At 69.5% G+C, this 24,585-nt stretch carries 23 protein-coding genes; 8 read left to right on the top strand and 15 right to left on the bottom strand.

All coding sequences use genetic code 11. The features are described 5' to 3' along the window. Positions 1-3 precede the first annotated feature (3 nt). From SS2_RS16035 to SS2_RS16020, 4 genes are all read left to right on the top strand, one after another. Entirely contained in the window at positions 4-999 is a 996-nt protein-coding gene (locus tag SS2_RS16035; protein WP_083942355.1) for a carbohydrate ABC transporter permease, read from the top strand. 18 nt (positions 1,000-1,017) lie between these two features. Then, a complete protein-coding gene (locus SS2_RS16030) occupies positions 1,018-1,956 on the top strand; it encodes a carbohydrate ABC transporter permease (protein ID WP_369405223.1) in 939 nt (312 codons plus the stop codon). Positions 1,957-1,960: 4 nt separating this feature from the next. After that, positions 1,961-3,376, top strand: coding sequence for an arabinan endo-1,5-alpha-L-arabinosidase (locus SS2_RS16025; RefSeq protein WP_066465953.1), 1,416 nt, complete (start codon positions 1,961-1,963; stop codon positions 3,374-3,376). 66 nt (positions 3,377-3,442) lie between these two features. Then, the gene (locus tag SS2_RS16020) at positions 3,443-4,153 is read left to right on the top strand and encodes a YesL family protein (RefSeq protein WP_066465951.1); all 711 of its coding nucleotides are present in this window, start codon (positions 3,443-3,445) and stop codon (positions 4,151-4,153) included. Between the two features lie 58 nt (positions 4,154-4,211). Here SS2_RS16020 and SS2_RS18280 read toward each other — a convergent pair whose 3' ends face one another. The 11 genes from SS2_RS18280 to SS2_RS15970 form a co-directional block, all read right to left on the bottom strand. Continuing rightward, positions 4,212-6,092, bottom strand: coding sequence for a PfkB family carbohydrate kinase (locus tag SS2_RS18280; protein ID WP_369405222.1), 1,881 nt, complete (start codon positions 6,090-6,092; stop codon positions 4,212-4,214). 158 nt (positions 6,093-6,250) lie between these two features. Continuing rightward, a complete protein-coding gene (locus tag SS2_RS16010) occupies positions 6,251-7,273 on the bottom strand; it encodes a LacI family DNA-binding transcriptional regulator (protein WP_066465949.1) in 1,023 nt (340 codons plus the stop codon). A 55-nt stretch (positions 7,274-7,328) separates the two neighbouring features. Next, the gene (locus SS2_RS16005) at positions 7,329-8,366 is read right to left on the bottom strand and encodes a LacI family DNA-binding transcriptional regulator (protein WP_245643662.1); all 1,038 of its coding nucleotides are present in this window, start codon (positions 8,364-8,366) and stop codon (positions 7,329-7,331) included. Positions 8,367-8,571: 205 nt separating this feature from the next. Next, entirely contained in the window at positions 8,572-8,670 is a 99-nt protein-coding gene (locus SS2_RS17185) for a 30S ribosomal protein bS22 (RefSeq protein ID WP_003792170.1), read from the bottom strand. A 166-nt stretch (positions 8,671-8,836) separates the two neighbouring features. Next, positions 8,837-9,043 carry a helix-turn-helix domain-containing protein gene (locus SS2_RS16000; protein ID WP_066465945.1) on the bottom strand — a complete coding sequence of 69 codons (207 nt, stop codon included), beginning with the start codon at positions 9,041-9,043 and terminating at the stop codon, positions 8,837-8,839. Between the two features lie 105 nt (positions 9,044-9,148). Further along, positions 9,149-10,336 carry an acetoin utilization protein AcuC gene (locus SS2_RS15995; RefSeq protein WP_066465940.1) on the bottom strand — a complete coding sequence of 396 codons (1,188 nt, stop codon included), beginning with the start codon at positions 10,334-10,336 and terminating at the stop codon, positions 9,149-9,151. A gap of 87 nt (positions 10,337-10,423) precedes the next feature. Next, a complete protein-coding gene (locus SS2_RS15990) occupies positions 10,424-11,359 on the bottom strand; it encodes a carbohydrate ABC transporter permease (RefSeq protein ID WP_245643661.1) in 936 nt (311 codons plus the stop codon). Next, a complete protein-coding gene (locus SS2_RS15985) occupies positions 11,356-12,279 on the bottom strand; it encodes a carbohydrate ABC transporter permease (RefSeq protein ID WP_245643660.1) in 924 nt (307 codons plus the stop codon). Before SS2_RS15985 ends, SS2_RS15990 begins: the two co-directional genes overlap by 4 nt. Positions 12,280-12,428: 149 nt before the next feature. Next, positions 12,429-13,742 (bottom strand): ABC transporter substrate-binding protein, encoded by a 1,314-nt coding sequence (locus SS2_RS15980; RefSeq protein WP_066465936.1) that lies wholly within the window; start codon positions 13,740-13,742, stop codon positions 12,429-12,431. A 78-nt stretch (positions 13,743-13,820) separates the two neighbouring features. Further along, entirely contained in the window at positions 13,821-16,025 is a 2,205-nt protein-coding gene (locus tag SS2_RS15975; RefSeq protein WP_066465934.1) for a glycoside hydrolase family 36 protein, read from the bottom strand. A 432-nt stretch (positions 16,026-16,457) separates the two neighbouring features. Beyond that, the gene (locus tag SS2_RS15970) at positions 16,458-17,477 is read right to left on the bottom strand and encodes a LacI family DNA-binding transcriptional regulator (RefSeq protein WP_066465932.1); all 1,020 of its coding nucleotides are present in this window, start codon (positions 17,475-17,477) and stop codon (positions 16,458-16,460) included. A 119-nt stretch (positions 17,478-17,596) separates the two neighbouring features. Between SS2_RS15970 and SS2_RS15965 the strand changes: the two genes are divergently transcribed. Together SS2_RS15965 and SS2_RS15960 are read left to right on the top strand one after the other, a co-directional pair. Then, positions 17,597-18,973: a TrkH family potassium uptake protein gene (locus SS2_RS15965; protein ID WP_066465930.1), complete on the top strand. Its 1,377-nt coding sequence runs from the start codon at positions 17,597-17,599 to the stop codon at positions 18,971-18,973. Then, the gene (locus SS2_RS15960) at positions 18,966-19,667 is read left to right on the top strand and encodes a potassium channel family protein (RefSeq protein WP_066465928.1); all 702 of its coding nucleotides are present in this window, start codon (positions 18,966-18,968) and stop codon (positions 19,665-19,667) included. Before SS2_RS15965 ends, SS2_RS15960 begins: the two co-directional genes overlap by 8 nt. Before the next feature lie 92 nt (positions 19,668-19,759). Here SS2_RS15960 and SS2_RS15955 read toward each other — a convergent pair whose 3' ends face one another. Further along, a complete protein-coding gene (locus SS2_RS15955; protein ID WP_066465926.1) occupies positions 19,760-21,343 on the bottom strand; it encodes an alpha-L-arabinofuranosidase C-terminal domain-containing protein in 1,584 nt (527 codons plus the stop codon). Between SS2_RS15955 and SS2_RS15950 the strand changes: the two genes are divergently transcribed. Continuing rightward, positions 21,327-22,142, top strand: coding sequence for a PIN-like domain-containing protein (locus tag SS2_RS15950; RefSeq protein WP_169796330.1), 816 nt, complete (start codon positions 21,327-21,329; stop codon positions 22,140-22,142). The two genes, SS2_RS15955 and SS2_RS15950, sit on opposite strands and share 17 nt — an antisense overlap. Before the next feature lie 170 nt (positions 22,143-22,312). On the opposite strand, the gene SS2_RS15945 is transcribed toward SS2_RS15950, so the two are convergent. Then, positions 22,313-22,906: a recombinase family protein gene (locus tag SS2_RS15945; protein ID WP_066465920.1), complete on the bottom strand. Its 594-nt coding sequence runs from the start codon at positions 22,904-22,906 to the stop codon at positions 22,313-22,315. A gap of 267 nt (positions 22,907-23,173) precedes the next feature. Between SS2_RS15945 and SS2_RS15940 the strand changes: the two genes are divergently transcribed. Beyond that, positions 23,174-23,698, top strand: a complete 525-nt coding sequence (locus SS2_RS15940) for a hypothetical protein (protein ID WP_066465916.1) — start codon at positions 23,174-23,176, stop codon at positions 23,696-23,698. On the opposite strand, the gene SS2_RS15935 is transcribed toward SS2_RS15940, so the two are convergent. Continuing rightward, complete coding sequence (locus tag SS2_RS15935; RefSeq protein WP_066465914.1) at positions 23,695-24,249, bottom strand: hypothetical protein; 555 nt, start codon at positions 24,247-24,249, stop codon at positions 23,695-23,697. The genes SS2_RS15940 and SS2_RS15935 overlap by 4 nt on opposite strands. Next, the coding region (locus SS2_RS15930) for a hypothetical protein (protein ID WP_217995620.1) at positions 24,246-24,585 on the bottom strand (340 nt) is incomplete at its 5' end. The genes SS2_RS15935 and SS2_RS15930, both read right to left, overlap by 4 nt.

The following is a 24,585-nucleotide window of genomic DNA, read 5'->3' as shown; positions in this document are numbered from 1 at the left end:
GCGATGGCGCACTCAGGCGCTAGCACGAGCACCGACGTCGGCGCTCCGGTCAGGAAGCGATCCGCCTCCGCCCAGACCACCCCGCAGACAGCCACCGGCTCACCCGGGGCACCCCGCAAGTCCAAGCTGCACAAGCGTGAGCACCGCGTGGCGCTGGCCTTCGTCGCCGTCCCGATCATCGGCTTCCTCATCTTCACGCTGTACCCCTTGGGCTACAGCGTCTACGCCTCGATGACCAACTGGAACGGTCTCGGCGTGATGAGCTGGATCGGCCTGGACAACTACACCAAGATGTTCGGCGACGCCTACTTCCGCAAGGCGCTGTTCAACACGTTCTTCCTCATGATCGGCATCCCGATCGGGCTGATCGTCTCGCTCCTGCTGGCCCTTGCGCTCAACCGCAAGATGCGCGGGACGACGTTCTTCCGCACGGTGTACTACCTGCCCGTCATCTCCTCGATCGCCGCGATCGCGATCATGTGGCAGTGGGCCTTCAACGGCGACTACGGCCTCATCAACCAGGTCCTCGCCATCGTCGGCATCGACGGGCCCAACTGGCTCATGGACAAGAACACCGTCAAGCCCGCCCTCATCCTCATGAGCGTGTGGAAGGGCCTGGGCTACTCGATGCTCCTATACCTGGCGGCCATCCAGTCGGTGCCGCGCAGCCTCTACGAGGCCGCCTCCCTTGACGGCGCCAACGCCTTCCAGAAGTTCCGCAAGATCACCCTCCCGATGGTCCGCCCCGTGACGTTCTTCCTCGTGGTGACGTCGATCATCGGCGGCTCGCAGATCTTCATCGAGATCAACATCATGACGCCGACCGGCGGCCCCGAGTTCGGCTCGGCCACCATCGTCTGGTACATCTGGCAGAAGGCCTTCGAGAACATGCAGATGGGCTATGCCTCGGCGATGTCCGTGGTGCTCGGTCTGATCGTGTTCACCATCACCGCCATCCAGTTCCGGGTCAACGCCCGCAACTCGTTCTCGGTCGACTGAGCGAGGGAACGGATCATCATGCCTTCAACTCTCATCTCCCCCACCCCGACCGGCGCCCCGGCCAAGAAGCTGCCCAGCCTCGGCCGGCGCAGCAACCAGGACGGCGCACGCGGGATGTCCGCGAAGTCCTCCTACAAGCTGGGCAACGTCCTGGCCACGATCGTCCTGGCAGCCGGGTCCATCGTCATGATCGCGCCGCTGCTGTGGACGTTGTCGACGTCCATGAAGACCAAGGCCGGCGTCTTCGCCCTGCCCCCGCAGTGGATCCCGGACCCCTTCATCTTCGACGCCTACTCACGCATCTGGACCGCCGGTCCGCTGCTCAGCGGTATCAAGAACAGCCTCATCGTGGCCTGCTCGGTGACGATCCTGGGGACCGTGGTCTCCTCGCTCGCGGCCTTCGCCTTCGCCAAGCTCCACCTGCCGCACAAGAACGCGCTGTTCCTCGCGCTGCTCGGCGGCCTCATGATCCCGTTCCCGACGCTCATGATCCCGCAGTTCATGATGTTCTCGAACCTCGGCTGGGTGGACACCCTGCTCCCCCTGATCGTCCCGGGGCTGTTCGGCAACATCATGATGATCTTCTTCCTGCGCCAGTACCTGACGTCCATCCCGGACTCGATGATCGAGGCCGCGAAGATCGACGGCGCCAGCTACCTGCAGATCTTCGCGAAGATGATCATGCCGCTCATCAAGCCGGCTCTCGCGGCGCAGTTCATCTTGTGGTTCATGGCCGTGTGGAACGACTACCTCGCGCCGATCATCTACCTGAACTCCCCCGAGAAGCAGACGCTGCAGCTGGTCATCGCGAGCTTCAACGCCCAGTACGCCATCCAGACGGACTACCCGCTCATCATGGCCGCGTCCTTCGTGGCGCTGCTGCCGGTGCTCACGATCTTCCTCATCTTCCAGCGTCAGATCGTCGAGTCCATCGCGCTGACCGGCGCCAAGGGCTGATCTCATGACCACAGCGTCGGCACCGTCCGCGCCCGCTCTGCTCGGTGGCGACCAGACCGTCTCTGGTCCGGCCGCCACCGAGCTCATGAGCCTGGGCACCCGTCACGCGCACGACCCCACGGTGGTCCGCGGCGACGACGGCACGTACTTCATGTTCTGCACAGACGCCCTGGGTGGGCCGCGCACGTCCCCGGACGGCGCACCGCACCCGCCGGCCGGCGTCCACGTGCGCACCTCCCCCGACCTCGTCACCTGGACCTGGGCCGGCACCGCGCTGGACGGCGTGCCCGCCGAGGCGCAGGCCTGGACCGGCGCCCCCGGGCTGTGGGCACCGGAGGTCGTGCGATGGCCCGGGGCGGCAGGGGACCCTGCGTGCTTCCACATGTACTACTCGGCCTCCACCTTCGGCTCCAACACCTCCGCGATCGGTCTTGCCGTCGCCGACAGCCTCGCCGGACCGTGGACCACGAGCGGTCTCGTGGTCCGCACGCGGGCCGGGGAGCAGACGCAGAACGCCATCGACGCCGCGGTGACCTGGGACGGCGACGGCTCCCCGTGGCTCACCTACGGGTCCTTCTTCTCCGGCATCTACACCCTGCGCCTGGACCCGTCGACCGGGCTCGCTCTGACACCGGGCGACCTCGGCGTCTGCATCGCGCGCCGGGCCCACTCGGTCGAGGCCGCGGTCGAGGGCGTGTTCATCGTGCACCGCCCCGAGGCCCGCACCCACCGCTACGTCATGTTCGCCAGCTATGACTCGTTGTTCTCCACCTACAACGTCCGGGTCGCCACCAGCGAGCACATCACCGGTCCCTACCGCGACCGCGCCGGCAACCTCATGACGGACACCGACCTGCCTCCCGGTTCCGTGGGCACCCCGGTCCTGGTGGGACATCAGCTGACCGGTGGCCCGGCGTGGATCGGCCCCGGGCACAACTCGGTGCTCACCGTCCCCGCCGATGGCACAGGTGACACAGGTGACGCGGGTGACGCAGGTGATGCGGCGGACTTCATGGTCCACCACGTCCGCCTGGCCCAGGACCCGACCGAGCACACCGCCCAGGTGCGCCGGCTGGTGTGGACGGCGTCGGGCTGGCCCGCAGTCTCGCCGCAGCCCTACGCCGGCGAGGGACCAGGCGTCCCCACGACCGTCCACGCCGGCGGACCGGACCCGCGGCTGGCCGGTGTCTGGGACGTGCTGGACCTGCGTGACCAGCCGGTCGCCGGGCCGACCGGCCCGGTCACCGCGAGCCGCCTGGTCGACGTCGTGGACGGCGACCTCAGGCGCACCGGCGCCGCGGACGTCGTCGTGCTCACCGCCTTCGACTGGGTCGCCGGACGTGAGACCGTGTGCTTCACGGGGTACACCGCGGACGAGACCGCCATCTCGGGGACGCTCACGTCCCCGGCACTGCGCTAGAGCTCGGCGGCGGCGCAGCGGACGAGAACCACGCTGCGGCGCCGCACGAGACGGATTGGACGAAGGATGCAGGAGTACGGCTGGGCCGGACGGGTCATGGTGGTGCTGCGCTACGCGGCGCAGCTCGTGGCCATCAACGTGCTGTGGATGGTGGGCACCATCGGCGGACTCGTGCTGCTCGGGGCCTTCCCGGCCACCCGCGCAGCGGCTCGGCTGCTCGAGGCGCTGCGCCGTCGCACACCTTCGGAGCACCTGCTGCGAGACTTCTGGGACGGCTACCGGACGGACTTCTGGCGCACCAACCTCCTCGGGGTGCCGTTCTGGGTGCTCGGCGCCCTCGCGGCGCTCGACCTGCAGATCTTCCGCGTGGCTGCGGCGGCCGGCGAGCGGTTCGCGAGCGTGCTGCTCGCGCCCTTCCTCATCGTCGTCGTGGTCAGCGCGGTCGCGCTGGCCTTCCTCGTCGCGGTGGGCCTGCGCTTCCGGGACGGGGTGCTGGCCACCTGGCGCTTCGTCTTCCTGGCGCCCTTCCTCTCCCTCGCCACGTCGGCGACCATCCTGCTCACGGTCGGTGCCTTCCTCGTGCTGAGCTGGCAGCTGCTCATCCTCGTGCCGCTCGTCGGTTTCTCCGCACCGATCTTCCTGGGCACGTCCTTCGCGGGGCGCCGCCTGGACCAGCTCTTCGACGACGGGCTGCTCCCCGACCCGCTGCTCACTCCCCCACCGGTCGAGGTCGACGAGGTCACCGGGTCCGAGCCCGCGGGCGCCTGGCGGAGCTAGTCCGCGCTCGTCGGCGCCGGTCAGCGTTCTCGGCGCCGGTCAGCGTTCTCGGCGCCGGTCAGAGCCCACGCATCTGGCGGTAGGCCTGGCGGACCACGGCAGCACCGGGCTTGGCGTACATGCAGTAGTCGTCGTCGCTGTCGGCGTCAGCCGGAGCGTAGAGCTCGGCCGGCCAGTCCCACAGGAAGAACCCGGACACCCAGGGCCGCTCCTGGCAGGCGGTGAACATCTCCTCCAGGTACCCCGCCTGCTCGCTGCCCGACGCCGTCCCCAGCAGCGACCAGTCGTTGGGGCGCGCCGCGGACCCGGTCCGGCTAGGACACCCGGCCTCGAGGAAGACGAAGGGCTTGTCCTCGCGCGCGACCACCGCTTCGATGCGGTCCAGGTGCTCCTCCCACGTCCCCGCCGGGTAGTACCCCGAGGAGCTGATCACGTCCACGGCGTCCCACCAGGTCAGTCGGTCCTCCTGGTACTTGTCGCAGTTGTAGGTCACCAGCCCGGAGTACACCTCACGGACCTGGCGGACCAGCTCACGCCAGGCATCCTCGTGGGCGTCCGCGCGCACCATCTCGCAGCCCACGCAGAACATCTCGGCCCCCACCTCCTGCGCAAGACGGGCGTGGTGGACGATGAAGGCCGTGTACGAGGCGAACCACTGCGCCCAGGCCGGTTCACCCGGCACGTCCTCGTCGAAGAAGCCGATGTGCCCGCGCCACGTGCCGTCCGCGCAGTTGACCACCGGCTTGAGGCACACCTTCCAGCCACGCGCCCGGGACTCGCGCACCGCCCGCCGGATCTCCTCGTCGGTCACCGTCGTGGCAGCCGCGACGGGGATCTCGGTCGACTGGGCTGTCGCCTGCTCGGCGGCGTAGGCCAGCGCCACCCAGCTCACGTCGAGGGCGGCCAGCTCGTCCATCGAGCGGTCCGCGGCCGCCGTCTCCCAGCTGCCGCGCACGCCCGTCCATCCCCACGTCATGCCCGCGACCGGCGCGCCGGTGAAGACCGTGGGGCGGACCTCGCCGAGCACGGCGGCCAGCTCCTGGTGCCCGGGCGGGTTGGCCCCGGCGCGCGAGACCGTCACCGACGCCGCCGCGCCCGCGCGCCGCGCTGCCCAGCGCAGGGCGGCGTCGGACAGGGCGCGCAACCGGTCACGGCCCCGCGGGCCGTGCACGCCCATCGCGGCCAGCGAGTCCAGCAGCGCGCCGGTGAAGGTGTCTCCCGCACCGACCGTGTCCACGACCGCCACCGGCCGCGCCTGCACGTCCTGGTGGCTGCCGTCCGGGCGCACCAGGGCGCATCCGTCGCCGCCTTGGGTGACCACGACCAGCCCAGGGCCCCACGTCGCCCAGCGGCGCGCGACGGCGAGCGGGTCCTGGCTCGGGTAGAACCACCGCAGGTCCTCGTCGCTCGCCTTGACGACGTCGCTCAGCGCGACCAGCTCCTCGACGCGGGCGCGGGCCGCCGTGGCGTCCTCCATGAGGTCGGGGCGGGCGTTGGGGTCCAGGGAGACGACCGCGTGGGTGCGAGCGCGCCGGACGGCGTCGCGCACGGCGTCGGCGCCCGGAGTCAGGACTGCGGCCACCGAGCCCACGTGCAGCACGTCGGCGTCTGCGGCGTCGACGTCGCGCGCGTCCCAGGTGAGGTCGAAGTCGTAGGTCGCGGCCCCGGCCGTGTCCAGGGTCACCCGCGCCGTCGACGTCCGTCCTGAGGCGGGCAGCGCAGCCCGCACCTGGACGCCGCTGTCTTCCAGCCAGGCGCGCACCGCCTCGCCCCGAGAGTCTGTGCCGAGGGTCGTGACCAGGACCGGAGCGTTGCCGAGGCGGCCGAGCGTCAGCGCGACGTTGGCGGGGCTGCCACCGGGGAGCTCGCGGAGCCCGCCGCCGGGGGCCGGGACGATGTCGATCAGCGACTCGCCGACGACGCGGAACGCAGGCTTCATGACGGGACCTCCAGGGACGCGGTCGAGGTCCGACGCCGCCCCTCTCGGCCCAGGGCCGGTCGGCCGCCACGTCGGAGCCAGGCCGCCCCTGCGGAGCGACGAGGTTAGTTAAGCGGTTAAGTTCGGGGAAGTCAACGCCCAGGACCCGCAGGAGCAGGTCAGCGGGCTGGGTTCGCGGGCGCGGTCGTGCCACGCAGCCGCAGCACCGGGGTCGAGTCCAGGTACGCCCCGGGTGCCGCGCCGTCCATGACCTCGAAGAGGCGACGGGTCACGTGAGCGCCATAGCTCGTCACGTCGTGGCTGAGCGCGGACAGCTGTGGGTACGTCGCCTCGCACAGCGGCGAGTCGTCCCAGGCGACGAGGGAGAGGTCTGCCGGGACCTTCACCCCGAGCTCGGCGGCGACCCCGAGCCCGGCGAGGGCCATCACGTCGTTGTCGTAGACGATGGCCGTGGGCGGCGCATCGCCGGTGAGCAGCCGACGCGTGGCGGCGCCACCCTGGGCCGCGGAGTAGTCGGTGCCCACGACGCGGCCCTCCATGGCGAGCCGCGCAGTCTCGGTCGTGAACGCCTCGTCCCGGATCGCCGTGTGCCCGAACTCCGCGAGCCCGCCCACACGCGCGACCCGGCGGTGGCCCGCACGGCACAGGTGGCGCACGCACTCCCGCAGGGCGCCCGCGTCGTCAGTCCACACGCTCGTCAGCCCGCCGGCCAGCGACGGGTCGCCGACGACGACCACCGGGAGGGCGCCGTCGGCCTGGAAGAGCGGGATGCGCGGATCGCTCGACCGCGGATCGACCATGACGACCCCGTCCACCCGGCGCGCCGCGCGCCACCGCCGGTAGGTGCGCACCTCGCTCTCCAGGTCCGGGACCACCTGGAGCAGCAGGGCGTAGGACCGCTTGGCCAGCTCGGACTCCACCCCCGCCAGGAACTGCATGTAGAAGGACTCGACGCCGAGCATGCCCGGGTCACGGGCCAGCACCAGGGCGATCGCCTCGGACCTCGCCCCGGACAGCGACCGCGCGGCCGCGCTCGGCGCCCAGCCCAGGTCGTCGGCGACCTTGAGGATGCGCGCGCGGGTCTGCTCCGAGACGCCCGGGCGGTCGTTGAGCGCGTACGAGACGGCCCCGGTCGACACTCCTGCGTGCCGGGCGATGTCAGCGATCGTGATGCGAGCCACGGCTCTCCTCGGTCCCAGGTCGACGGTCTACCGCTCAGGCGGGTGCACGCCGGGCCTACAGCGGCGTGCGCGGTCCCCCGTGCGAGCCGACGGTCGACTCCCGCAGCGCCAGCTCGAAGTCGGCCACCACCTCGACCGGCGGGCGCCCGTCAGCCGGAGCGTCGATCCGGTCCCGGAGCAGCTGCACGGCGGTCCGAGCGATCTGTTCACGGCCCGGCGACACCGAGGACAACGGCGGCGAGGCGTAGCGGGCCTCGTCGACGTCGTCGAAGCCGATGACCGCGACCTGCCCCGGCACCGAGATGCGGCGCATGTGCAGGGCGTGCAGCGCGCCCAGGGCGAGCGCGTCGTTGAGGCCGAAGACGGCGTCCACCTCGATCCCGGCGTCGAGCATCCGGTGCATGGTCTCCGCGCCGTTGGCACGGTGCCACGGCCCGGACTCTCCCAGGAGCGCCGGGTCAGGCTCGATGCCGGCCTCGTGCAGCGCGGTGAGGTACCCCTCGGTGCGCAGCCGCGCGGAGCCGACCTGCTCGCCCTCGTGGGCGCCGATCAGGGCGATCCGACGCCGTCCCTGGCTGATGAGGTGCGCCGTCGCCGCACGCGCCCCCTCGACGTTGTTCATGGTCACGTGGTCGTGAGCGGAGCCGAAGATGCGCTCACCGAGCAGCACCATCGGAAAGTTGACGTCGAAGGCCGCCCGGTCGTCCGGGCCCAGCTCGAGCGGGGAGAAGATCAGGCCGTCGGTGAGGTGCTTGCGCTTGCCTGAGAGCACCTCGAGCTCGCGGTTGCGGTCGGCGCCGGTCTGCTCGATGAGCACCGTCATGCCCACGTCCTCGGCGGCGCGGATGACGGAGTCGGCCAGCTCGGCGAAGTACGGCAGGCTGAGCTCGGGGACGGCAAGGCAGATCATCCCGGTCCGGCCCGAGCGCAGGCTGCGGGCCGAGACGTTCATCTGGTAGTCGAGCTCTTTGATCGCCGCGAGCACGCGCTCGCGCGTGGTGTCCCGGATGTAGGGGTACCCGTTGACGACGTTGGAGACCGTCTTGATCGAGACGCCAGCGAGCTGTGCGACGTCGTGCATCGTTGTAGACACGGGGAGGCCTCCGACTGGGTCATGATGATGACACCTCATCGCTGAGAGTCACCTGAGATTATCCTTCACACCCGCCCAGGCCCAGCACCCGCGCGCGACCGTGCGCGTCGAGGCTGGGTCCACCCGAGCTTGGTGGGAACGTGGGCCCACCTGATTCCGGATACGACTCAGGCCCGGTCGAAACCGGGCCCGGTCGGGAACTGCTTTACTTCTTGTTACGACGCTGGTGGCGGGTCTTACGAAGCAGCTTGCGGTGCTTCTTCTTAGCCATACGCTTGCGGCGCTTCTTGATGACGGAGCCCATGGGTCCTCGCAATGTTGATCGGGTCTGCTCGCGCAGCACGCCGTAGAACCGCTCAGAACCAAGCGGCCGGTAGACCGCAAGACTGCAAGTGGTACATGTGACGCCCACGCTCGGGAAAGTCCGAACCTATCCTATCGTCTCCTGAGAGGTCTCTGCGACGCGGCACTCAGGACGAGATCCGATCACCCTCGATGTAGGCCGCCGCGAGGTAGCTGGTGAGCGCGTCCTGGGGCACCCGGAACGACTTGCCCACCCGCACCGCGGGCAGCTCCCCGGAGTGCACGAGCCGGTACACCGTCATCTTCGAGACGCGCATGACCTCGGCCACCTCGGAGACGGTGAGGAACTGCACGCGCGGGGCCTGCGACGTCATGTCGGAACCTTCTTGTCGTGGAGCTCGCCGGCGGGGCCGCTGAGCTCGTGGAGCACTGTGCACCACCCTAGGGCCTGGGCCGGTCCGGTGAGAAGCGGTGAACGGTCACAGATCTGCGCTGACGTCCACCCCGAGCAGCGGGAACGCTGCCTGACGCGTGGCCCGGATCGCTCTGTCGACGGCGTCCTCCGGGTCATACCCAGTCTGCCACGGGACGTACCGGACCTCACCTGCGACGTCGGACATGAGCTCAGGGGGCTCGTGGTCGAGCACCTCGCGGACGTGCAGGCGCCAGGCCGGGGGCACCGGCGCGAGCGGGCTGATCCCGCGGTGCTGGGCGATCGCGAGCACGTGGCACCACACCAGCGGCACCACGTCGATCACGGCGTACCCTCCCCCTCCCAGAGCCACCCACTTGCCCCCGCACACCTCGTGCGCGAGGTCGTGCACCCAGGTGGCCACCTGGCGCTGGGCGTCGACTGCGACGTCGAGGTCGCTCAACGGGTCCTTGCCGTGGGCGTCGCAGCCGTGCTGGGAGACGATGATCTCGGGTGCGAAGGCGCGCACCGCCTCGGGCAGCACCGCGTCGACCGCCCGCAGCCACCCGCTGGCGCTGGTCCGCACCGGCAGGGCCACGTTGACGGCCGAGCCGTGCGCCTCCGGTCCCCCGGTGTCGCTCGCGTGCCCGGTCCCCGGGAAGAGCGTCGCGCCGCTCTGGTGGACCGAGACGGTGAGCACCCGTGGGTCGTCCCAGAAGGCAGCCTCCACGCCGTCCCCGTGGTGGGCGTCGACGTCGATGTAGGCCACCCGCTGGGCTCCTGCGGCGAGCAGGCCGGCGATCGCGACCGCGGCGTCGTTGTACACGCAGAAGCCGGCCGCGCCGCCCGGCATGGCGTGGTGCATCCCGCCGGCGACGTTCACGCCGTGCGTGGCGCGCCCCTCCCACACCGCCTGCGCGACGCCGTCCGTGCCCGCCACGATGCGGGCGGCGGCGTCGTGCATGCCGGCGAAGATCGGGTCGTCCTCGGTGCCCAGGCCCCGCCGGACGTCCTCGACGCCGTCGTCGGAGGCGGCGTGCACGGCCGCGACGTAGGCAGGCTCGTGGACGAGGGTGAGCGTGGCGTCGGAGGCGATGCCGTGGTCGACGACGTGCACGTCGGGCGCGGCGAGCAGACCGAGCTCGGTCGCGAGGCGGACGGTGAGCTCGAGTCGGACCGGTGCCATGGGATGCCCGGCGCCGAAGTTGTACTTCATGAGCTCGGGGCTCCAGGCCACATCAACGCTGAACGGCATGGGTTCACGGTAGCGCGAAGCCCACCGGCGCGCGGGATCGCGCGCCGGTGGGCTCTCAGCAGGCATCGCCAGCCAGGATCAGCCGCGCTACTTGACCGCGCCGCTGGTCACGCCGGAGATGATCTTGCGCTGGAAGACCATGAACACCACGAGCAGCGGCAGGCTCATGAGCACGACGTAGGCGAAGATCAGGTGCCAGTTGTTGAGGTACAGCCCTGCGCTGGCCACCGTGAAGAGGTTCAACGGCAGGGTATCCATCTGCCCGCCCAGCACGAAGAAGGCGTAGAAGACGTCGTTCCAGACGTACAGGCAGATGAGGATGGTCGCCGTCGACAGCACCGGGACGAGCAGCGGCAGGATGATCCGGGCGAAGATCTTGACCGGCCCTGCACCGTCCATCCGGGCGGCCTCCTCGAGCTCGAGGGGGATGTTGCGGACGAAGCCGGTGACGAAGAAGATCACCGTGGACAGGTAGATCCCCATGTACACGCAGATCATGCCGATCGCGGTGCCCGCGATGCCGAGCTGGCGCAGCAGCAGCACCACGGTGACCACCGCGGGCGGCAGGATCAGCCCGGAGATGGCGGCGGCGTACATGAGCGAGTTGAGCCGTCCGGAGCGCCGCGCCAGGATCCACGAGGCCATGGCCCCGAGCAGCAGGGTCGCCAGGACCGCGGGGACCATGATGAGCAGGGATCCGACGAAGCCGGCCGGGATGTCACCCCTCGTCCAGATCTCGGAGAAGTTCTCCCACAGCCGCCACTGCGTGGGCAGCGCCATGGTGGGGACGACCGCCTCCGCCTGGCTCTTGCCGGCCGTGACCACGACGAGCCACAACGGCACGCCCATCGTCAGGATCGTGACGATCACGACGGCGGCGGGCTGGATCTTTGCCCAGGGGCCCTGCCGTCCACCCTTGGGGGTGGGACGCGGGCGGCGCGGCCTGGTGGCCGGGGGCTGCTGGCCCGAGCGGGCCTGGGGCTCGGGGTGCGCCGAACCGGCGCTGACAGTCTGGGTGCTCACAGGACTTCCTCCCGACGACGCAGCATTCCGATGACAGGGAAGGCAAGGACCGCGACGACCACGAAGAGCAGCAGGCTCATGGTCGTGGCCTGCGCGTACAACCCCTGGCCGAAGGTCCGGAAGACGAAGATGTTGAAGATCTCGGTGCTGCGGGCAGGCCCGCCGCCGGTCGTCGCCTGGACGATGTCGAAGCCGTTCATGGACCCCAGCAGCGCGGTGGCGACGTTGAAGGTGATGGCCGGGCCGATCAGTGGGAAGCGGACCTTCCAGAACATCTGCCAGGAGCTCGCGCCATCGAGGCGGGCGGCCTCCATGACGTCGTCGCTGATGGTCTTCAGGCCGGCCAGGTAGACGAGCATGGACAGCCCCATCCACTTCCAGGCGTGGATCATCGCGACGATGACCAGGGTCCAGGTGGTCGAGCCGAGCCAGGCGATGGTCACGTCCTGGCCGGTGACGAAGGACAGGATCTGGTTGAGCGCCCCCTCCGGCTTGAGCAGCGCCTGGAAGATGTAGCCGACGGCCAGCGCGCTCATCACCACGGGGATGAAGAACACGACGCGGGCGGCGCGGTTGACCGTGGAGTCCTTCTCCAGGAACAGCGCGAGCAGCAGCCCGAAGAGGTTCTGGAAGATCGCCACCATGACGGCGTAGGCCAGGGTGATCCGCAGCGACTTCAGCAGCGTGCCGTTCTCCAGCAGCGAGGAGAAGTTGTCGGTGCCGATGACGTTGATCTGGGACTTGAAGCTCGACCAGTCGGTGAAGGCGTAGACGAAGTTGTAGACCGTGGGGACGAGGAAGAAGACGATCAGGACAGCGAACGCGGGCGCGAGGAACCACCAGGGGTGGATCTTGCGCTCGGTGACCATCTCGGGTCGTCTCTTCACCTTGGCTGGGGCTGGCGCGTAGCTGGTCGCCACGATCGCGCCTCTCTCTCGGGTAGCTGGGCGGGTCCTGACCACCCCGCGGCGTGCGCGGGGGGACGTGCCTGCGGGGCGGTCAGGACCTCGAGGGTTCGAGCGGAGCCGTCTGTGCGCCGGCCCCGCCCGAAGAGGGGTGGGGAACCGGGTCAGAACCCGGCGACCCCGGCGGCCTTGGCCAGCTCGGCGAACTGGGACTGGGTGGCCTTGGCGACGTCCTCAGGGGTCTTGACGTCGTTGATCATGTCCACGAGGTTGAGCCAGAGGTCCGGGTTGGCGACCGCGGCGGCCTGCATGGACGGCGCGGTGTCCGTCAGCGTGGCGTGGATGTCCAGCACGAGCTGGGGAACCTCAGGAGAGTTCTCGACGCCGGTCACGATCGAGACCGCGTTGGTCGACTCGACGAAGGTGGGGTAGCCCTCACCCATCCAGAAGGACATGAACTGGCGCGCCGCGGCCTGACGCTCGGCGTCCCCGGTGTTGAAGGCGACGATCGCGTTGGACTGGTCCGGGATGGACGTCGCGGTGGTGCCCTCGCGGGAGATCGGGAAGAACCCGATGCTCGCGTCGAGCTCGTCGGTCGTGGCCATCGCCTGGAGCTGGGTCATGTAGGCGTTGTTCTGGACGACCATCGCGGCCTCGCCGGCCAGCAGCGCAGCGCCCTGGTCGTTGAAGGTCGCGGTCTTGATGTCGTCGTTGAACAGGCCTTCGGTGATGAGGTCGTCGTACTCGGTGATCGCGTCGAGCATCTCCGGGGAGGAGAAGGTCTTGGTCCCGGCGTTCACCTCGTCCCAGAAGCCGGCCTTGGCGTCGTCGGCCAGGAGCATCTGCGGGAACCACTGCGTGCCCCAACCGTCGCCGGCCATCTCGAAGAAGGCGTCGGTCCCGGCGGCCTCGATGGCGCGGGCGTCGGTGAGCAGCTCGTCGACGTTCTGCGGGACCTCGCTGATGCCGTTCGCCGCGAAGACGTCCTTGTTGTAATAGACGCCGATGACGGACGGGCTGGCCACCAAGGTCGCGTAGCGCGTGCCGTCGAGGATGCCGGTGAGGTCCTGCAGGCTCGGCTCCATGGTCTCGACCCAGGGTGCGCCGTCGAGCGGAAGGAGGTTGTTCTTGGCGTTGATCGCGGTGAGCATCGACGGCGTCGGCTGCCAGAACGCCAGGTCCGGCTTCGCGCCGGTCGCCACGCGGGTCTGGACGTTGGCCTCGTAGGAGTCCGGGATGACCTCGATGGTCACCTCCGCGCCGGTCGCCTCCTCGAAGGCCGCAGCGACCTCTTCAGGGACGCTCACGCTGGACTGGGCGGCCCAGAACGTCAGCTCGACCCCGGAGAGGTCGGCGTTCTGGTCGGCCCACTCGGCCGGGGCGCTGGCCCCGGCGTCGGCGCCGCTGGGGTCGCCGCAGCCCGCCAGGGTGAGGCCGAGCGCTGTGACGATCGCGGTGGTGGCTGCGAACTTCTTCATCGAAGGGTCCTTTCATTTCTGCAAGTCATCATCGACTGCGTGGGGTGATGCGCGGTAACGGGGGTGGACGGACAGAGGTCAGGGAGCGGAGCGGCGGGTCACCTTGAGCACCCGGGCGGAGGCCTGCTCGTCGGCGCCAGCGGGGACGCTGGTGCGCAGCGTGCCGGTGACGGCGTCCCAGCTGACCTGCCAGGACCCCAGGTCCGCCGGGAAGACCGGGCAGATGTCGACCTGGGCACCGGCGAGGCCGGCGAGCGGGAGGTCGACGACGTCGGCGGCACCCGGGCGCCGCCAGAGCGTGACGTATGTCACGTCGTCGGCGACGAGGGCGAGGGCGAGGGCGGGGTCGTCCCAGGACGGCAGGCCGATCGGCCAGGACGGGAAGGCCCGCGCCAGGTCGTGGCGGATGCCCTGGTGGGCGGCGACGGCGCTGGCCACGAGGGCCCGCTCGGCGTCGTCCATGCGGTTGAGGTGGCCGGTGAGGTACATCCGTCCGAGCACTCCCGTGGCGAGGGTGAAGGTCATCTCCTCCGCCGTCATGCCCGGCTGCGGGTAGGCCCAGTTGGCGGCCTGCTCAGGCAGGATCGCCGCGGGAGCCGCAGCCGCGATGGGCGGGTAGCGCAGCAGGTCCTGCTGGTCGGAGGTGGACTGCAGCTGCAGCTCGGAGAGCATCGCGTAGTCCATCCGCATGGCACCGGAGGCGCAGTTCTCCAGGATGAGGTCCGGGTGGCGGTCGAGGACGGAGCGCAGCCAGCCCAGGTAGGCACGGTTGTGCCGCAGCAGCCCCTCGCCCGGGGCCGACGGCGCGCTCGCACCGTCGGCGGCGCCGTCGGTGCCCGGACCGGGGACGACGTTGTAGTCGAGCTTGAAGTAGCGGATGCCGAGCTCGGAGACGAGGGCGTCGACCCGCGAGTCCATGTAGTCGCGCACGGCCTGGCTGGAGAAGTCCAGGTGGTGGCGCTGGTGCTCGGAGATCCGGTCACCGGCGCGCTGCATGAACGCCTCGTCGGGATAGGACTGCGCGAGCGGGCTGCGCACACCGATGAGCTCGGGCTCGAGCCACAGACCCGGCTCCATGCCGTTGGCCCGGATGTGGTCGATGACTGCGGCCAGGCCGCCGGGGAAGCGGGTGGTGGACGGCTGCCACTCCCCGACGCCGTCCCACCAGTCGCTGTCGTCCGCGTACCAACCGGCATCGATGCAGAAGTAGTCCGCGCCGACCGCGCCGGCTGCCTCGATGAGCGGCAGCAGCTTCTCGGTGGTGGGGTCGCCCATGAGGGTGTTCATGTAGTCGTTGAAGACCACCGGCAGCGTGTCGACGTCGTGGTGGGGACGGCGGATCGCCCGGCGCTGGCGGGTGAGCTCGGCGAAGGCCCCCTCGGCGCCGTCGCGGGAGACGACCATCGATGCCGTCACCGAGGTGAAGGACTCGCCGGGCGCGAGGTCGCTGGTCCACTGGTGCTCGTCGTCGGTGGGGCCGGTCAGTGCGAGGTACAGACCGTCCGCGCGCTCGCCGACCTGCCAGTGCCAGGGTCCGTTGTGCTCGACCTGCCACCCCCAGGTGACCCCGGTGACGCGGTCGCGCAGGATGCCGGTGGGCAGCGCCTGCCCGGTCGACCATGCGCCGATCCCGGTCACCCGGAAGGCACCGCGCGGGTCGTGCTCGTGGTCGGCGCGGGACAGGTCGATGACCGCCTGGTCGCGCAGCGCCTCGGTGACCCAGCGGCTCTCGCCGAGCCAGTCGGTCGGTGCCCAGAGCACGTCGACGTCCGTGAGCTCGGTCGACGGGAAGGACCCGACGGCGAGGCTGGTCACCGCGCGCAGGCGCAGCACCGTCTCGCTCTCGTTCGTCACGGTGCTCCAGGCCTGCAGGCCCGCCACCGACTCGTGCGAGCGCAGCGTGGTGACCACGCGCAGCCCGCTGACCGGGTCTGCCTGCTCGATCTCCAGGACGGACCACTCCCCCGCGCCGCGGGCGGGCTCGGTGCGCTGGCTGTGCGCGACGTAGCGGAGGCGTTCGCCGATCATGGTGCCCGAGTAGCGCGTCGAGGACCAGGCGCGACCGTGGCCGGAGGCGATCACCTCGACGAGCCGCTGGGCCGAGGTCGAGGGGTTGATGAGGTGCGCCAGCGTGGCACGGTCGATCGTCGCGCCGAAGGCCTCCGGCGCGCCGTCTGCGACGGGGCGCAGCGTCTCGATGCCCACGGGGGCGTCGTCGCCCGCCGACAGCTCGATGTGCAGCCGGGGTGCGTCCCAGCTGATGATGTGGCTTCGGTGCCGCATGACAATCCGTTCCTCGACGATGAGTGAAGTCGTGCTCTGGTCTTATGAAAACGTTGATCAGATCAGATTGCAAGACCCCGGTGTCACGTCTTGATAACGCTTTCACGCCACGGGTTGCCGAGAGGCGCCCGCCGCGGTCGCCCGCCCCCGCCCCGCGAGCCACCCTCGCGACCTCCTCCCGCGCCCCGCGAACTCGTGAGCCCGCGCGCCAGCTCGTGAGCCCGCGCCCGAACTCGTGAGCCAGGGCAGAGTGAACGCCCCTGGCTCACGAGCTCGGCGAGGGGTCACGAGGTCGGCGAGGGGGTCACGAGGTCGGCGAAGGGGTCACGCTGCCGGTGATGGGGCCGCCGGCAGGGGTCTGGAGGACGGGGCCGTGACTCGACGGCCGTTGCTGGACGGCCGGGGTGCGTCGGACCGAGTACAGGGTGAGGGTCAGGCGCGGGGGGCGGCGGTGCTCTCGCGGACGACGAGGCGGGGAGCGGACGAGGAGGACATCGGCGCCTCGCCCGTCGTGATCAGGAGGCTGAGCTGGGAGAACGCCCGGTGCCCGAGGTCGATGAAGTCCTGGGCCACGGTCGTCAGCGCCGGGATGGCGACCGCTGCGAGCGGGGAGTCGTCGAAGCCGACGACGCTCACGTCGTCGGGCACGCGCTTGCCTGCCTCGTGGAGGCCGCGGATCACGCCGATCGCCACCTCGTCGTTCCCGCAGATCACCGCGGTCACGTCCGGCCGGTCAGCGAGCTGCAGTCCGACCTGCCGGCCGGAGGACGGCTCCCAGTCAGCCGCGATGATCTCGGGGACCTCCAGGCCGGCCGCGCGCAGCGCGTCCTCCCAGCCCAGGGTCCGGCCCATGCGGGGCACGGCCTGCGGCACGGAGACGTGGTGCACGGTCGCGTGCCCCAGGCCCAGCAGGTAGTCGGTCGCCTCCTTGGCGGCCACACGGTCGTCGAGGAAAGCCTGCGGCTCGCGCGCCGCGGAGTCCCCCACCGCGACGGCGGAGACCATCGGCACCGTGGCCGGGAAGGCGCCCTTGGCGAGGATGCCCGCCTCGTCGAAGGCGAGCACGACGATCCCGGCGACCGGCTGGCCGAGCACCAGGTCGACCGTCGTGGCGACGGTCGTCTCGTCAGGGGTGTCCACGACGGTGATGACCACGAGGTACCCCGCGGCCCGGGCGGCCTCTTCGATGCCCTGGATGGTCATGGCGTAGCCGTAGCGGGTGGTGTTGCCGGCGACGACCGCGATCATCGACTGCCGGCCGCTCACCAGCGCGCGGGCCGCGGCGTTGGGTCGGTAGCCGAGCTCCCGGATCGCCGCCATGATCCGTTCGCGCTTCTCGTCGCTCACCGGGGTCGAGCCCGTGAGCACGCGCGAGACGGTCGGGACGGACACGCCTGCCAGGCGCGCGACGTCCGCGATGACGGGAACCTTGACAACCTGGGGCGTGGGCACCTTCAGACAGTAGCGGGAACAGCGCCCTCAGGTGCCCGTTTTGCCCCCGCCACGGTGTATCTCACCCGCAACTCGTGGCAGAGTTCGGATGTACAGGTTGAGTGACTTGAGGAGAGCGGATGGCATCGGGTCTCTCTGGGCGCCTGTGGATGGGCCGCGAGCTGATCGACCGCATGGCCCGGCAGTCGCCGGCACGCCTGGCCATCAGCGTGTTCGCAGCCGTCATCGCCGTCTTCACCGGCCTGCTGTCAACCCCGTTGGCCACCGCTGACGGCACCCGCGCGCCCTTCGTCGATGCCTTCTTCACCGCCACCTCGGCCGTGTGCGTGACCGGTCTGGTCACCGTGCCCACCGGGACCTACTGGTCCACCTTCGGTCAAGCCGTGATCCTCGTGGCGATCAAGATCGGTGGCCTCGGCGTCATGACCCTGGCCTCGCTGCTGGGCATGGCGGTCTCCCGGCGCATCGGCCTCACCCAGAAGCTGCTCACCGCCTCGGAGACGAAGACGACCCGCCTCGGTGAGGTCGGCTCGCTCGTGCGGGTGGTCATCATCGCCTCCACCAGCCTCGAGGTGGCGATCGCGGCCCTGCTCATCCCCCGGTTCCTGGTCCTCAACGAGAGCACCGGCGAAGCGGTCTGGCACGGGGTCTTCTACGCGATCTCGGTCTTCAACAACGCCGGTTTCATCCCCACCGCCGAGGGGCTCGCCCCGCACGCCGGTGACTGGTTGCTGCTCCTGCCGATCATCGTCGGGGCCTTCATCGGCGCGCTCGGCTTCCCGGTCATCCTCAACGTGGCCCGCAACCGCAAGAAGTTCAGCAAGTGGAGCCTGCACGCCAAGCTCACCGTCGTCACCTCGAGCCTGCTCGTCGTCGTCGGCTCGACCCTCTTCATCGCGCTGGAGTGGATGAACGCGGCGACCCTCGGAGCGATGCCCACCGGCGAGAAACTTCTCAACGGCTTGTTCATGGGCGTCATGCCGCGGTCCGCCGGGTTCTCGACCATCGACGTCGGCGAGATGCGCGAGGCGTCGTGGCTGATCACCGACGCGCTCATGTTCGTCGGTGGTGGGTCTGCCTCGACCGCCGGCGGTATCAAGGTCACGACGCTCGCGGTCATGATGATCGCGATCATCGCCGAGGCCCGCGGTGACCGGGACGTCGAGGTGTTCGGGCGTCGGATCCCGCGTGACACGCTGCGGCTGGCCGTGGCCGTCGTCTTCGTCGGTGCCACCGCGGTGCTCGTGGCCTGTCTGCTGCTGCTGGAGATCACCGGGTGGACCCTGGACGTCGTCCTCTTCGAGGTCATCTCGGCCTTCGCGACGGTGGGTCTGAGCACCGGCATCACCTCGGACCTGCCCGAGGCAGGCAAGTACGTGCTCATCGCATTGATGTTCATCGGCCGCACAGGCACGATGACACTTGCAGCAGCCCTCGCGCTGCGCGACCGCCGTCGGGTCATCCGGCTGCCTGAGGAAAGGCCCATCATTGGTTGACAACACAGCGGCACGCATCGCCCGGAGCGCGAAGGCGACCGCCAAGGCCGACGCCGGCGTCCTGGTCATCGGGCTGGGCCGGTTCGGCTCGGCGATGGCGATGACCCTGGACCGGCTGGGCCAGGACGTGCTCGCCGTCGAGCGGTCACCGTCCCTGGTCGCGCACTTCTCCGACCGGCTGCCCATCGTGGAGGCGGACGCCTCCAACCCCGAGGCCCTCGACCAGCTCGGCGCGCGGGACTTCACCGTCGCGGTCGTGGGGGTGGGCACCTCTCTCGAGGCGAGCGTGCTCATCACCGGCAACCTCGTGGACCTGGGCACCCCGCAGATCTGGGCCAAGGCGATCTCGGCCGAGCACGGGCGCATCCTGCAGCGGATCGGCGCTCACCACGTCGTCTTCCCCGAGGCCGACGCCGGGAACCGGGTCGCGCACCTGGTCTCCGGGAAGCTGCTCGACTACATCGAGGTCGAGGACGGCTTCACCATCGTCAAGATGCGTCCGCCGAAGGAGACCCAGGGCTTCACTGTCGCCCAGTCGAAGGTCCGCGAGCGCTACGGCGTGACCATCATCGGGGTGAAGTCCCCCGGGCAGGAGTTCGTCTACGCCGAGCCGGACACCCGCATCTCCTCCAACGACCTGCTGGTCGTCTCCGGGCACTCGGACCTGCTGGAACGCTTCGCGGCGAGGCCGTAGCCGGCCATCACGCACAGCGACGAGCCGGCGGCGCGGGGTGATCCCGCTCCGCCGGCTCATCGCCGTCCGTCAGCCGTCCCGGCCGAGGGCCGTCAGCTCCGTGCCCGAAGCCGGACCAGGACCGAGCCGCCAGCCACCATGGCCGCCGCGAGCAGCGCCAACAGAGCCACCTCCGAGCCAGTCATCGCGAGCGGCTTCGGCGTGCCGCCCGCGCCTGCGTCCCCCTGGGTGTCCGCTGCGCCGGAGGGCGCCGGAGCTGGCGACGGGGCAGCCGGAGCCCCACCCGTCACCGGGTCGCTGGGGACGGGGTCGGTCGGTACTGGTTCCAGGACGGGCGGCACCGGGTCGGTCGGCACCTCCACGACGGGCGGAACGACGGTCGGCAGGTCGGTCCCCAACCGCAGGAAGGTGATGGAGCTCTCCGGGAACTCGTAGCTGAACGAGCTGCCCATCCCGGTGATCTGGCGTTCCACCGGGACGATCCGGCGGGGTGCGGCCATCGTGTTCTGCGCGGCGCGGTCCCCGGTCATCTCGGTGACGGTCGCCTCTGCGTCGATCGTCACGTCCCCGGTGATCCTGACCGGCGCCGTGATCGCCGCCTCCGTGGAGTTGACCACCTTGAGCACGAGATCCCCCGTCGCGTCGTCACGGGTGACGACCTGGTAGAGGTCCTGCTGGACGGTCGTGTCGGCATGCTCGGTCACCAGCACGTCGTCCAGGTAGAGCTTCTGGGTCCGCCCCGCCACGACGACCTTGACCGAGTGCTGCTGCCCTGTGGCGATCGTCGTCGCACTGCCAGCGAGCTCGACCGACGCACCCGAGGCCGTCTGCTGGATGGCAGACCGGGTGTTGGCCCACCCGCCGAGGTTCCACCACGTGTAGGTGCTGGGGTCCTGGGCGCCGTAGCCGACGAGGAACCCCTCCGTGCCTGCCAGCTTGCGGGCGTCGAGCTCGAGCGTGTAGCTGCCCCAGCCGCTGGCGTCGACTCTGGGGGTGCTGCGCGCGTCCTCCACGGTCGTGCTCGTCTGGCGGTACTCACCGTCCACGACCGCCCAGGTGCCTGACGTCGGTGCCCAGCCGGCTGCGCCGTCGGAGAAGTCGTCTTCGAAGAGCACCTCACCGGTCTCGTTGGAGGTCACCCGTACGTTGTCGTAGGCGGCCGCGGTGAGCCAGGTAGACAGGAAGATCCCGCCGGACAGGTCCTCCCCGGCCGTGACGGGCTGCGTCACGGTGGAGGGCACCACCGTGTCCCCGACGTTCTGGGCGAACATCGTCTGCACGTAGTAGTTCACCGAGCCGTAGGCGGTCGCGTTGTCGAACCAGATCGCGTCCGGTGCCCACTGGACGTAGTCCTTGTTCGCCAGGAGCGGGGCGTAGGACGCGAGGTCGACGACGTCGGCGTTGCGCTCGATCCCGGTCATGAAGGCTGCCTCGGCGAGGGCGTTGTAGAAGGTGTTGCCCTTGGAGGCGTACTCCCCGATGAAGACGTGCGGTCCGGAGCGGTCGTAGGAGTCGTAGCGGTTGGCGTTGGCGAAGAACCATTCGGGCGAGTTGTAGTAGTGCTCGTCGACGAGGTCGGCGTCCTCGTCACGGGCGAAGTCCCACAGCTCGTCGAACCAGGCGCCCGCGGAGGTCTGCCCCGAGTTGGAGATGATCGTGATGTCGAGTGATGCCAAGGAAGCGTTTGGCGCGAGCCGACGCTGGCAGGAGTCACGCCACGAGGTGTCCGGTCTTCTCGACGAGACCTTGGAGCGGTTCAGCTCCGCCTTTGACGCACTCGTGGCTGCCGACGCCGCGATCGTGCCCGGGGATGACGATCCGGTCCTGCGTCGGATCGACGCCCTCCTGAATGCGGGTGCCGCGAAGGATCCGGATCCCCTCTTGGTGCGGCAGCGGGTAGAGGATTTCGCTACGTGGCGCGCCCCGAACCAGATACCCCCCGGCTGGAGAGACGTCGCGGACAAGTACACGCCACTCCTGCAGGCTGGTGACTATTTGCTGTGGTCCGAGCTCCTCGACCATGCGGCGCGCACCCCGACACCGTTCCTGCTGGTGACGAACGATCAGAAGGACGACTGGTTCGCCAAGGACGGTGAGCCACTGCGGGCGCTCGTGAACGAGTTCGGTCGTCGAAGCGCGCATCGGTACGGACAGATGAACTTCAACGACTTCCTTGCCCTCGCTCGGACCGCGCTCGGCGCCGCTGTTGCCGAGACGACCCTGGAAGAGATCGTCGAGGAACGTCGAACCAGCGCCGACGCAGCCGGCCCCGACGATAGCCTCCACCTCCTGCGGGCCGCGATGGAGCAACTAAGCGAGCGGGATCGTCAGGTCTTGACTCTCCACTTCTTTGAGGAAATGGATCCTGCGGAGATCGCCAGCGCCATGGGCGTGACACGCCCAACGCTTGCGCGCATGCGCGCCGCTGCGTTATCGCGACTCAGGGACACGTGGAATGAGTTCGCCGTCACCTGACGGTCACCTTTGCTGGGGTCTGTGGGAGCTCATGGTCGAGGGCTTGCCGCTTGTCAGATGGCTGCAACGCACCGAATCTGATCTCTCGAGTCGGATCGCCGGCCGGGCCTCTGCCCCGCATAACACGGTCGGACGGGCCGTCCCGGGTCACGCGAGTGGCGCTGAGGGTCCTAGCCCGTCGTGAGGGTGCTGATGCGCCTGTAGAGGGTGGCGCGGGACATGCCGAGGTCGCGAGCGACCTGAGCGGCTGGCTTACCCGCGGCGATCAGGTGCCGGGCGTTGCGGATCTGGCTGTCGGTGTACTGGGGTCGGCGGCCGCCGAGGTCTTTGCCGGCGGCGCGGCGCTTGGTGACGGAGTCGTTGACGCGTTCGCGCTTGATTTCGAGCTCCATCTGGGCGAGGGCGGCCATGACGGTGAAGATCATGGCGCCGGTCGCGGTGGAGGTGTCCATGCTTGCCCCGCCGAGGTTGAGCACCCGCAGGGCTGCTCCTCGAGCGTGGAGGTCTTCGGCGAGGGTGAGCATGTTGGATGTAGAGCGCCCGAGACGGTCGAGTGTCGTGATGACGAGCGTGTCGCCGGCATGGAGTGCGTCGAGGGCTCGGTCGAACTCGGGGCGGCGTGCGCGAGCTCCGCTGACGCCGTGGTCGACGTAGAGGTCGTCGCGGCGTACGCCGGCGGCGGCGAGGTCGACCACCTGGCGGTCGGTGCTCTGATGACGAGTCGAGACTCGCGCGTACCCGATGAGTTTCCCGCTGGCCGTCATGGTGTCTCGCAACCCAGGTTCATGACACTGAAAGTACCGCTCACTTGCGAGACATAGCTACGAGACACGCGGGTCGCCCGCGCTGCACCGTTTCCATGTCCTCGGCGCCGGCATCGATGAGACGTCTCGCAACCCATGGGTTTCGAGGCGTCTCATGGGCCACCTCGGGCCGCAGCAGTCGACCTCGGGAGCGAGCAACGTCAGTGGCGGCTTCTACTATCACGGCACGAGCGGTCACCCGCTGTCATGCCAACCCAGGGACATACCGTGACCGAGCTGCTCATCGCCTGCATCGGCGCCACCGTCGTCGTCATCACCACTGGATACGCCTTCGGGACCGTACGGCGACGCCGAGCAGTTAAGGAGCTTCTCGAGATCCGCAACGAGCTCGATACCAACGACCTGTCACGTCGAGAGAAGGTCGAGCGCATGCTCGACAGCGAACTAGACGCACTTGAAGGCCTCGGGAACACAACCCGGCGGTGGTTGAAGGCTCGGCTATACAGCGTGCTCGCGCTCCTGTCGATCGTCGTGGGGGCGCTGGTGGCCCAAGGCTTAGTGCCCGATGGCGGGGCCAGACACACTACGAAGTACGTCGCCGCAAGTGCATGCGCGCTAGCCGCGCTCCTGCTCTACGGTCTTGCAGAGCAAGGGCTACAGCGCATCCCTCACCGCGGCTGGCGGATGCTGAGCGGCATCGTGGTTCCTTCAGGCATCCTCTTGGCGGGTCTGCTCGTCGCAGTGACGTTCCTCCAGGACACGCCTTACTACCAGGATGTCTTGCAACGCTAGGCAAGATTTCGCCATTGCCGTGTCCCGAAGTGCGCGACAACCATCGTCGCGCCCATCGTGGCACCTGCCAGCCCCAGCCCGGTACAGCTCTCAAGCAGGCGCGTTAAGGGGGCCCCCGGGGCGGAGTCCACCATCAGTGCGGTGAAACCGAGCGCGAGGACGATTGCCCACGCGAGGTATCCCGCCAGAGCGACCGACACGAGCGCGGCAGCCAGCAGGGCTAGGAAGAAGAGCGTGTCTGGTGCGGCTGCCCTGACCCCCACTGCGCAGGGGGCGTAGCCGACCATGGCGAGCGCGACGGTACCCACTGGTCGCAGCCGTTGATTTCGCGCCTCGCGGACGAGTGAGGGCGCGAGGCTCATGAATGCCGGGTAGAGCGGGGTGATGGCACTGACGACTGCGACGATAGCAATGAGGAGACGGACCGGAACCATGTCTTGGAGGAACGGGACTGGCACGAATGCGGCCTGGTTCAGGTACCCGACTGCGCCGATCACCAGTGCCAGGGCGAGGCAGGTGTCCCATCGGTGCGCCTTGAGCGCTGGCTTCATTGGCCATAACCCCAGGCCGGAATGGTGCTCGCATCGCAGTCCTGCAGCGCTGCGTATGCGGCCTGTGCGGCCTCGATCTCGTTGGGTGCCGAGCCGCCCGTTCCGGAGAGGCGATCGACAACCCACGTCGCAACGTCGCGCTGCGTGTCGAGAAGTTTGAGCGGAGGCTCTTCTCCGTAGTATGCCGGGCACACCGTGGGAGTGGCGATGCTCAGGGCGACGTCCCACTCGGAGAGTTTCCCTTGGTCGATGAGGGTCGGGTTGAGACTGAGCATGCCAACACCCGCGGGCGGCAGAGCGATGGTACCTCGGGGGTAGTCGTAGCGGTCGGGGAGG

Origin of the sequence: Sanguibacter suarezii NBRC 16159 (assembly GCF_001552735.1) — a bacterium.
GTDB lineage: Bacteria > Actinomycetota > Actinomycetes > Actinomycetales > Cellulomonadaceae > Sanguibacter > Sanguibacter suarezii.
Note: the sequence above shows the minus strand (reverse complement) of the source record. Positions and strands in the feature narration are given on the sequence as shown.

What these genes read in the sequence shown, in the direction of transcription:
- SS2_RS16035 (WP_083942355.1), top strand. Translation starts at nt 4, where the DNA reads ATGGCGCACTCAGGCGCTAGCACGAGCACCGACGTCGGCGCTCCGGTC.
- SS2_RS16030 (WP_369405223.1), top strand. Translation starts at nt 1,018, where the DNA reads ATGCCTTCAACTCTCATCTCCCCCACCCCGACCGGCGCCCCGGCCAAG.
- SS2_RS16025 (WP_066465953.1), top strand. Translation starts at nt 1,961, where the DNA reads ATGACCACAGCGTCGGCACCGTCCGCGCCCGCTCTGCTCGGTGGCGAC.
- SS2_RS16020 (WP_066465951.1), top strand. Translation starts at nt 3,443, where the DNA reads ATGCAGGAGTACGGCTGGGCCGGACGGGTCATGGTGGTGCTGCGCTAC.
- SS2_RS18280 (WP_369405222.1), bottom strand. Translation starts at nt 6,092, where the DNA reads ATGAAGCCTGCGTTCCGCGTCGTCGGCGAGTCGCTGATCGACATCGTC.
- SS2_RS17185 (WP_003792170.1), bottom strand. Translation starts at nt 8,670, where the DNA reads ATGGGCTCCGTCATCAAGAAGCGCCGCAAGCGTATGGCTAAGAAGAAG.
- SS2_RS16000 (WP_066465945.1), bottom strand. Translation starts at nt 9,043, where the DNA reads ATGACGTCGCAGGCCCCGCGCGTGCAGTTCCTCACCGTCTCCGAGGTG.
- SS2_RS15995 (WP_066465940.1), bottom strand. Translation starts at nt 10,336, where the DNA reads ATGCCGTTCAGCGTTGATGTGGCCTGGAGCCCCGAGCTCATGAAGTAC.
- SS2_RS15980 (WP_066465936.1), bottom strand. Translation starts at nt 13,742, where the DNA reads ATGAAGAAGTTCGCAGCCACCACCGCGATCGTCACAGCGCTCGGCCTC.
- SS2_RS15975 (WP_066465934.1), bottom strand. Translation starts at nt 16,025, where the DNA reads ATGCGGCACCGAAGCCACATCATCAGCTGGGACGCACCCCGGCTGCAC.
- SS2_RS15965 (WP_066465930.1), top strand. Translation starts at nt 17,597, where the DNA reads ATGGCATCGGGTCTCTCTGGGCGCCTGTGGATGGGCCGCGAGCTGATC.
- SS2_RS15950 (WP_169796330.1), top strand. Translation starts at nt 21,327, where the DNA reads ATGTCGAGTGATGCCAAGGAAGCGTTTGGCGCGAGCCGACGCTGGCAG.
- SS2_RS15945 (WP_066465920.1), bottom strand. Translation starts at nt 22,906, where the DNA reads ATGACGGCCAGCGGGAAACTCATCGGGTACGCGCGAGTCTCGACTCGT.
- SS2_RS15935 (WP_066465914.1), bottom strand. Translation starts at nt 24,249, where the DNA reads ATGAAGCCAGCGCTCAAGGCGCACCGATGGGACACCTGCCTCGCCCTG.